The organism is Pseudomonas aegrilactucae (assembly GCF_019168305.1).
In the GTDB taxonomy this organism is placed as follows: Bacteria; Pseudomonadota; Gammaproteobacteria; order Pseudomonadales; family Pseudomonadaceae; genus Aquipseudomonas; species Aquipseudomonas aegrilactucae.
Window position 1 is genome coordinate 38,330 of the sequence record NZ_JAHTBI010000104.1, and the last position, 8,309, is coordinate 46,638.

General features: G+C 64.6%; 8 protein-coding genes. All 8 read right to left on the minus strand.

The features are described from left to right. Nucleotides 1-2: 2 nt before the first annotated feature. The gene (locus KUO17_RS23740) at nt 3-794 is read right to left on the minus strand and encodes an amidohydrolase (protein WP_217978013.1); all 792 of its coding nucleotides are present in this window, start codon (nt 792-794) and stop codon (nt 3-5) included. Then, nucleotides 782-1,930, minus strand: a complete 1,149-nt coding sequence (locus KUO17_RS23745; RefSeq protein ID WP_217978014.1) for a pyridoxal phosphate-dependent aminotransferase — start codon at nt 1,928-1,930, stop codon at nt 782-784. Before KUO17_RS23745 ends, KUO17_RS23740 begins: the two co-directional genes overlap by 13 nt. 83 nt (nt 1,931-2,013) lie before the next feature. Further along, a complete protein-coding gene (gene der / locus KUO17_RS23750; RefSeq protein WP_217978015.1) occupies nt 2,014-3,474 on the minus strand; it encodes a ribosome biogenesis GTPase Der in 1,461 nt (486 codons plus the stop codon). A 117-nt stretch (nt 3,475-3,591) separates the two neighbouring features. Next, the gene (gene bamB / locus KUO17_RS23755; protein WP_217978016.1) at nt 3,592-4,743 is read right to left on the minus strand and encodes an outer membrane protein assembly factor BamB; all 1,152 of its coding nucleotides are present in this window, start codon (nt 4,741-4,743) and stop codon (nt 3,592-3,594) included. Continuing rightward, entirely contained in the window at nt 4,736-5,377 is a 642-nt protein-coding gene (locus KUO17_RS23760; protein WP_217978017.1) for a YfgM family protein, read from the minus strand. Before KUO17_RS23760 ends, bamB begins: the two co-directional genes overlap by 8 nt. A gap of 39 nt (nt 5,378-5,416) precedes the next feature. After that, nucleotides 5,417-6,706, minus strand: coding sequence for a histidine--tRNA ligase (gene hisS, locus KUO17_RS23765; protein ID WP_217978018.1), 1,290 nt, complete (start codon nt 6,704-6,706; stop codon nt 5,417-5,419). Between the two features lie 28 nt (nt 6,707-6,734). Continuing rightward, entirely contained in the window at nt 6,735-7,844 is a 1,110-nt protein-coding gene (ispG, locus tag KUO17_RS23770; protein WP_163950046.1) for a flavodoxin-dependent (E)-4-hydroxy-3-methylbut-2-enyl-diphosphate synthase, read from the minus strand. Nucleotides 7,845-7,847: 3 nt separating this feature from the next. Further along, on the minus strand, nt 7,848-8,309 hold a 462-nt coding region (locus KUO17_RS23775), incomplete at its 5' end, for a DUF4115 domain-containing protein (RefSeq protein WP_217978019.1).

An 8,309-nucleotide genomic window follows, 5' to 3' on the forward strand; every position in this document is an offset into this window, starting at 1 on the left:
CGTCAGTGCAGATCGAAGGTATCGGCGTCCAGGTTGGCCGGGAACCGCGTGCGGTAGGCCGCCAGGTCCGCCGCACTCAACACCACGGTAAACACCCCGTCCGCCTCCCCCGCACTCAGCAGGCTTTCGCCCTGGAAGTCCAGCACCTGGCTGTCGCCGCTGTAGCCAAAGCCTTTGCCGTCGGTGCCCACGCGGTTAACCGCCGCCACATAGCACAGGTTCTCGATGCCCCGCGCCGGCAGCAGCCGGTTCCAGTGCTGGCGCCGCGCCGCTGGCCAGTTGGCGGTGTACAGCAGCAGGTCGGTGTCCTGGGCATCACGGCTCCACACCGGGAAACGCAGGTCGTAGCAGATCAGCGGCCGCACCCGCCAGCCCTTGAGCTCGAACTGCACCTGGCGCTCGCCCGGCGTGTAGTGCTTGTGCTCGCCGGCCATGCGAAACAGATGGCGCTTGTCGTAGAACAGGATCTCGCCATCCGGGCGCGCCCACAGCAGGCGGTTACGGTGGCTGCCATCCTCGGCCTGGATCATCACGCTGCCGGTCACCACCGCGTCGAGACGCCTGGCCTGGGCCTTGAGCCACTTGTAGGTGGGCCCGTGTTCAGGCTCTGCCAGGCGTTCGGAATCCATCGAGAAGCCGCTGGTGAACATCTCCGGCAAGATGACCAGGTCTGCACCACGGGCCTGCTCCAGCAGCGCCTCGAAATGCTCGTAGTTGGCCAGACGGTCCTGCCAGGCCAGGGTAGTCTGCACCAGGGCGAGGGTCAGGTTGGGCAATGAGCTCAGATCGCGCATAGTTTTTCCGCTGCCTGGCGCAGCGTCTCCTCGCGTTTGGCAAAGCACAGGCGCACCAGGCGCTGTTCGGCAATCGGCTGCTGGTAGAACACCGACACCGGAATCGTCGCCACGCCGTGCTCGCGGGTCAACCACACGGACATCTCGACATCATTGAGGTCGGGGCGGATCGCCGAATAGTCGACCAGCTGGAAATAGGTGCCGGCGGCCCGCGTGAACTGGAAGCGCGATGCCTTGAGCAAGTCGCAGAACAGGTCGCGCTTGGCCTGATAAAACGCCGGCAGCTCGGCAACATGCTCCGGGTGCTCGGCCATGAAATCGGCCAGCGCCCATTGCAGCGGGGTCACGCCGCAGAAGTTGACGTACTGGTGCACCTTGCGCAACTCGTTGCTCAAGGCTGGCGGCGCAATCACATAGCCGGTCTTCCAGCCGGTGACGTGGTAGGTCTTGCCGAACGAGCTGACCACGAAGGCGCGCGGGTACAGCGCCTCATGGGCCAGTACGCTGGCGTGGCTCACGCCGTCGTAGACCAGGTGCTCGTACACTTCGTCGCTGAGCAGGTAGATATCGCGCTCGGCGATCAGGGCCGCGAGCTGGTCCAGTTCGGCGCGGGTGATCAGTGCACCGCTGGGGTTGTGCGGGGAGTTGATGACAATCATCCGCGTACGCGGGCTCAGGGCATCGCTGAGTTTCTGCCAGTCGATGGCAAAGGTGTCGGCGCTCAATTGCACATGCACGCAGCGGCCACCCGCCAGCTCCACCGCAGGTTCGTAGCTGTCGTAGCAGGGGTCGAAGACAATGACTTCGTCGCCCGGACGGATAACCGCATGGATGGCGCAGAAGATCGCGGCGGTGGCGCCCGGGGTGATCGTCACCTCGTGGTCGGCATCGACCGTCACGCCATACTGGCGAGCGACCTTGACAGCGACCTGCTGGCGCAGGGCGGGCAAGCCGGTCATGGGGGAATATTGGTTGTGGCCGGCACTGATGTGCCGCCCTACCGCGTCGAGCAGCGCCGGGGGGCCGTTGAAATCGGGAAAGCCCTGGGACAGGTTCAGGGCGCCGGTCTGCACGGCGAGCTGGGACATGGTGGTAAAGATGGTGGTGCCGACGTTCGGCAACTTGCTGCTGATCATGGAGCCCTCTTTCCTGCGCGGTCAGGTCCCGAGCATAGCGGATTGGACCGGCAGGAAAAAGGTTGCGGGAGCGGGCCTGTAGATCAGCGTTTGTCCTTGCGCTTCTTGGCCGACTTCTTGTGGTGCGACATCAGGCGGCGCTTCTTGTTGACCTGGCGGTCAGTCAAGGTGTTCTTGTTGCCCTCATACGGGTTCTCGCCACCCTTGTACTCGATGCGGATCGGCGTACCGACCAGCTTGAGCACACGACGGTAGGTGTTTTCCAGGTAGCGCGAATACGACTTGGGCACCTTCTCCACCTGGTTGCCGTGGATCACGATGATCGGCGGGTTGGCACCGCCCAGGTGGGCATAGCGCAGCTTGATCCGGCGGCTGTTGACCATCGGCGGCTGGTGCTCGCCGACCGCGTCTTCGAGGATCTGCGTCAGGCGGCTGGTCGGCCAGCGGGTGACCGCCGACTTGAACGAGTTCTGCACCGACTGGTACAGGTTGCCCACGCCGGTGCCGTGCAGCGCCGAGATGAAGTGGATGTCAGCGAAGTCGACGAAGAACAACCGGCGCTCAAGCTCGGTCTTCACATAGTCACGCTCGCCCGGCTGCATGCCGTCCCACTTGTTCAGCGCGATCACGATGGCGCGACCGGCTTCCAGGGCAAAGCCCAGCAGGTTCAGGTCGTGGTCCACCACGCCTTCGCGGGCGTCCATGACGAAGATCACCACGTTGGCGTCCTTGATCGCCTGCAGGGTTTTCACCACCGAGAACTTTTCGACTTCCTCGTGGATCTTGCCGCGCTTGCGCACACCGGCGGTGTCGATCAGGGTGTACTTCTCTTCGTTGCGCTCGAAGGGAATGTAGATACTGTCGCGGGTGGTGCCCGGCTCGTCATACACGATGACCCGGTCTTCACCGAGCATGCGGTTGACCAGGGTCGACTTGCCGACGTTGGGGCGACCGATGATGGCGATCTTGATGCCATCCTTCTCGCTGGGGCCAGGAATGCGGACCGCTTCCTCGCCCTCGGCGACGTTCATGTCGATCTCTTCTTCCTTGTCCCGCGGGAAGTCGCCGAGCACGGCTTCGAGCAGGTTGTTCACGCCGCGGCCCTGGGCGCCGGCCACACCGATGGCGTTACCCATGCCCAACGGCGAGAACTCGGCGATGGCGGTGTTCGGATCGATGTTGTCGATCTTGTTGGCCACCAGGTACGAGCGCTTGTTGCGCTTGCGCAAGTGCTCGGAAATCATCTGGTCGGCAGCGGTCAGGCCGGCACGGGCGTCCACCAGGAACAGCACGACATCCGCTTCTTCAATGGCCAGCAGCGACTGCTCGGCCATCTTTTCGTCCATGCCATGCTCGTCACCGGAGATACCGCCGGTGTCGACCAGGATGTAGGAGCGCCCTTGCCAGCGCGCCTCACCATATTGACGGTCACGGGTCAGGCCAGACAGGTCGCCAACGATGGCATCGCGGGTCCTGGTCAGGCGGTTGAACATTGTAGATTTGCCGACGTTCGGTCGGCCCACCAGGGCGATTACGGGAACCATGCGGCTCTCCACTGCTTGAATTCAAAAAATACAAAGGCCGCTGCAGTGCAGCGGCCGGAGTTCGGGCAGCGCCCCGAAGGCGCCGCAGCCCAAGGCCCGCAGGCCTCAAGCATAGACTCAGCGAATGGTCAGCGCCTGGAGTTTGCCGCTGTTGCCATACACATAAATCATGTCACCCACCACCAGCGGCCGTGCACGCACGCCGTCGCTGTCGATGCGCTCGCGACCCACGAAGCGGCCGTCCACCTGGCTCAGCAGGTGCAGGTAACCTTCCAGGTCGCCCACGGCCACGTAGCTGGAGAACACTTCCGGCGCCGACAGCTGGCGACGAGCCAGCGAATCGTTGCTCCACAGTGCCGACGACGAACGCTCGTCGATGCCTTCGACGGTACCCGCTGCCAGGCTCACGTAGACGTTGCCAAAGCCCTGGGCGACACCGGCGTAGCTGGAGGCATCACGCTGCCACAGCACACGGCCGCTTTCCAGTTCCAGGCCCGCAACACGGCCCTGGTAGCTGGCCACGTAGAGCGTGCCGCCCGACAGCAGCAAGCCGCCGTCGATATCGACCACGCGGTCCAGCTCCGAACGACCTTGCGGAATGGCAACGCGTTGCTCCCACACCGGTACGCCGTTCTGGGTGTCCAGCGCGACGACCTTGCCGGTCGACAGGCCGGCCACGGCCAGGCGGTTGGTCACGATGGGCGCACCGGTGCCCCGCAGGGTGAGGACCGCCGGGGTGCTTTCGTAGATCCAGCGGCGCTCGCCGGTGCTGGCATCCAGGCCGATCACGCGATCGTCCTGGGTCTGCACCACCACCACGTCACCGTTGGTCGCCGGCGGCGCCAGTACTTCACTGGTCACCTTCGAACGCCACTTCTCTTCACCGGTGCTGGCATCCAGGGCAATCACTTCGCCCTTGAGGGTGCCGAGCATGACCATGCCGTAACCCACGCCCACAGCGCCGGAGACAGGCAGGTCGAGATCCTGTTTCCAGGCCACGTCGCCGTTCATGCGGTCCATCGCCATGACCACCCCGGTCACATCGGCGGCGTAGATGCGGTCATTTTCGATGGCCGGTACGAGCATGTTGAAGCTGTCGCCCTGACCGTCACCGATCGAACGGCTCCACTGCTTCTTCAGGACCACCTCTTCGGTGAACTTGGTCAGCTCGGCCGGCGGCAATTCCTTTTTGCTGTTGCTGCTGCAACCAGCGGCCAGAAGGGCCACGGCCAGCACTGCTGCATGTTTCCAACCGATCACGTCACGCATCCCCTTTGGCCAGGTCGTCGAGCTTGAGTTGCAGGCCACCGATCGCCGCGTCGTCAGACAGCGCGGCCTTGGCCTTTTGATACGCAGCGTGAGCATCGTCAGCGCGGCCCAGCTGTACCAGCAGGTCGCCCTTGAGCTCTTCGCGGCTGGCCAGGAACGCCTTGTCGGCGTCGCCGTCGAGCAGCTTGAGCGCGTCATCGGCCTTGTTCTGCGCAGCCATCACACGTGCCAGACGCTGCCGGGCGATTTCGCCCAGGGTGGCGTCAGCCGGCTTGTCGAGCACGCTCTTGAGCTCGGCTGCGGCGTCGTCGAGCTTGCCGCTCTCGACCGCGACCTTGGCCACGAACAGGCTGGCGTACTGCGCGTAGGCCGAGCCGCCGAACTCGCTCTTGAGCTTGCCCGACAGGTCCGCGACCTTGGCCATGTCTGGCTGGCCGGTCGGCGTCAGGGTGGTTTCCAGCAAGGCCTGGTAGAGGTTCGAAGCACCTTGCGACTGGTTGCCCTGGTACTTCTGCCAGGTGTTCCAGCCCAACACCACAACCAGCGCCAACAGGCCGCCGGTCAGCAGTGGTTTGCCGTTGCGCTGCCACCAATCCTTGAATGCGGCCAGCTGTTCATCATCGCTACTCGACACCCCAATACTCCTTTTCACCAAATCGGCTGTTGACCCGCTTCACGCCTGCGCGAGGGAAGCTTCCAGGTGCTCGGCCAGAGCATCCCAGGCAATGTTTTGTTGTTCGCCCTGACCACGCAGGGGTTTGAAACCTACCACTTGTTGCGCCAGTTCGTCGTCCCCCAGGATCAAGGCATACAGAGCGTTGCTCTTGTCGGCCTTCTTGAACTGGCTCTTGAAGCTGCCGGCACCGGCGTTGACCTGCAGGCGCAAGGCCGGCAGGCGGTCACGCAGGCGCTCGCTCAGGGCCAGGCCCGCAAGCTCGGCCTGTTCGCCAAAGGCGCACAGGTACACATCGACCTGGCGTGCGATCGACTCGGGGACCTTGCCCAGGGTCTCGATCAGCAGGATCAGGCGCTCGATGCCCATGGCAAAGCCCACGCCCGGGGTCGGCTTGCCGCCCATCTGCTCGACCAGGCCGTCGTATCGGCCGCCCGCGCACACGGTGCCCTGGGAGCCGAGCTGGTCGGTGACCCACTCGAACACGGTCTTGCTGTAGTAGTCCAGGCCACGCACCAGCCTGGTGTTGATCACGAACGGAATGCCGGCGGCGTCCAGACGGGCCTTGAGGCCCTCGAAGTGCACGCGCGATTCTTCGTCCAGGTACTCTTCCAGCTTCGGCGCACCGACCAGGGCCGCCTGGGTATTGGCGTCCTTGCTGTCGAGGATGCGCAGCGGGTTGGTCTTGAGGCGACGCTGGCTGTCTTCGTCCAGCTGCTCCAGGCGCGCCGAGAGGAATTCGACCAGCGCGTCGCGGTAGCGGGCACGCGCCTGGCTGGTGCCCAGGCTGTTGAGTTCGAGCTTGACCGCGTCACGGATGCCCAGCAGGCCCCATAGGCGCCAGGTCATCACGATCAGCTCGGCGTCGATGTCCGGGCCGTCGAGGTTGAACACTTCCAGGCCGATCTGGTGGAACTGGCGATAGCGGCCTTTCTGCGGGCGCTCGTGGCGGAACATCTGGCCGATGTACCACAGCTTCTGCACCTGGCCACCGCCGCTGATACCGTGCTCGAGCACCGCGCGCACGCAGGCGGCAGTGCCTTCGGGGCGCAGGGTCAGCGAGTCGCCGTTGCGGTCGGCGAAGGTGTACATCTCTTTTTCGACGATGTCGGTGACTTCACCGATCGAGCGCTTGAACAGCTCGGTCGGCTCGACGATGGGCGTGCGAATCTGACGGTAGCCGTAGTTGTCCAGCAGGCCGGCCACGGTGCTCTCGAAGTAGCGCCATAGCGGCGTCTGCTCGGGCAGGATGTCGTTCATGCCACGAATGGCTTGCAGCGATTTGCTCACGGTAAATCCTTAACGAAATCGGTATCGGTCAACCGCGGGCAATCACTGCCGCGTCGGCCTCGGCCTTTTCGGCCGCTTTCTGACGGATGAGTTTTTCCAGCTCATCCACCAGGTTGTCATTGGTCAGCTTCTGCGCCGGCTTGCCGTCGATGTAGATCAGGTTGGGCGTGCCGCCGGTCAGCCCCACGTGGGCTTCCTTGGCTTCGCCGGGGCCGTTGACCACACAGCCGATCACCGCGACGTCCAGCGGTACCAGCAGGTCTTCGAGGCGCCCTTCCAGCTCGTTCATGGTCTTGACCACATCGAAGTTCTGCCGCGAGCAGCTCGGGCAGGCGATGAAGTTGATGCCACGCGAACGCAGGTGCAGCGACTTGAGGATGTCGTAGCCGACCTTGACCTCTTCGACCGGGTCGGCCGCCAGCGAGATGCGGATAGTATCGCCAATCCCGTCGGCAAGCAGCATACCGAGGCCGACCGCCGATTTCACCGTACCCGAGCGCAGGCCACCGGCTTCGGTGATGCCCAGGTGCAGCGGCTGCACGATCTGCTTGGCCAGCAGGCGGTAGGCTTCCACGGCCATGAACACATCGGAGGCCTTCACGCTGACCTTGAAATCCGGGAAGTTCAGGCGGTCGAGGTGCTCTACGTGGCGCAGCGCCGATTCGACCAGCGCGGCCGGGGTAGGCTCGCCGTACTTTTTCTGCAGGTCTTTTTCCAGGGAACCGGCGTTGACGCCGATGCGGATCGGGATACCCCGATCACGTGCCGCATCCACCACCGCGCGCACGCGGTCTTCACGGCCGATGTTGCCCGGGTTGATGCGCAGGCAGTCCACCCCCAGCTCGGCCACGCGCAGGGCGATGCGGTAGTCGAAATGGATATCGGCCACCAGCGGCACGCTGACCCGCTGCTTGATGCGGCCGAAGGCTTCGGCGGCGTCCATGTCCGGTACCGAGACGCGCACGATGTCGACACCGGCATCGACCAGGCGGGTGATCTGCGCCACGGTGGCATCGACGTCGTTGGTATCGGTGTTGGTCATGCTCTGGACCGCGATGGGAGCATCGCCGCCGACAGGCACATTACCCACCCAGATTTTGCGCGATTCGCGACGTTTGATCGGAGATTCGCCGTGCATGACTTATTGTCCCAACTTCAGGCGAGCAGTCTCGCCACTGATGAACGGTGCCACGTCAACGGGCTGGCCGTTGTAACTGATCTGTGCGCCACGGGCGAAGCCCAGGCGTACGGCGAACGGCGGCTTGCCGGTCAGCTCCAGGGTGTCGCCCTTGCGCTTGGTGGCATTGAGCAGCACCTTGCCGTTGCCATCGGTGACCGAGGTCCAGCAATCGGCCACGAACTGGAACTGCAGCGAGGCGCTACCCGCAGCCGGGGCCGGGTCAGCGGCAGGGGCCGCCGGGGTGGCTGCAGGGGCCGGAGCCGGGGTAGCGGCAGGCGCGGGAGCAGGCACGACGGCCGCCGGGGCAGCGGGTGCAGCTGCCACAGGTGCGGCCGGGGTGCTTGGGGCCGGGGCAGCGGCGGCAGGCGCTTCAGGCGCAGGCGCGGCATCGGTGGCCCCCGCCTGAGACGGCTCCAGGGCCAG

What these genes read in the sequence shown, in the direction of transcription:
- KUO17_RS23740 (WP_217978013.1), bottom strand. Translation starts at nt 794, where the DNA reads ATGCGCGATCTGAGCTCATTGCCCAACCTGACCCTCGCCCTGGTGCAG.
- KUO17_RS23745 (WP_217978014.1), bottom strand. Translation starts at nt 1,930, where the DNA reads ATGATCAGCAGCAAGTTGCCGAACGTCGGCACCACCATCTTTACCACC.
- der (WP_217978015.1), bottom strand. Translation starts at nt 3,474, where the DNA reads ATGGTTCCCGTAATCGCCCTGGTGGGCCGACCGAACGTCGGCAAATCT.
- bamB (WP_217978016.1), bottom strand. Translation starts at nt 4,743, where the DNA reads ATGCGTGACGTGATCGGTTGGAAACATGCAGCAGTGCTGGCCGTGGCC.
- ispG (WP_163950046.1), bottom strand. Translation starts at nt 7,844, where the DNA reads ATGCACGGCGAATCTCCGATCAAACGTCGCGAATCGCGCAAAATCTGG.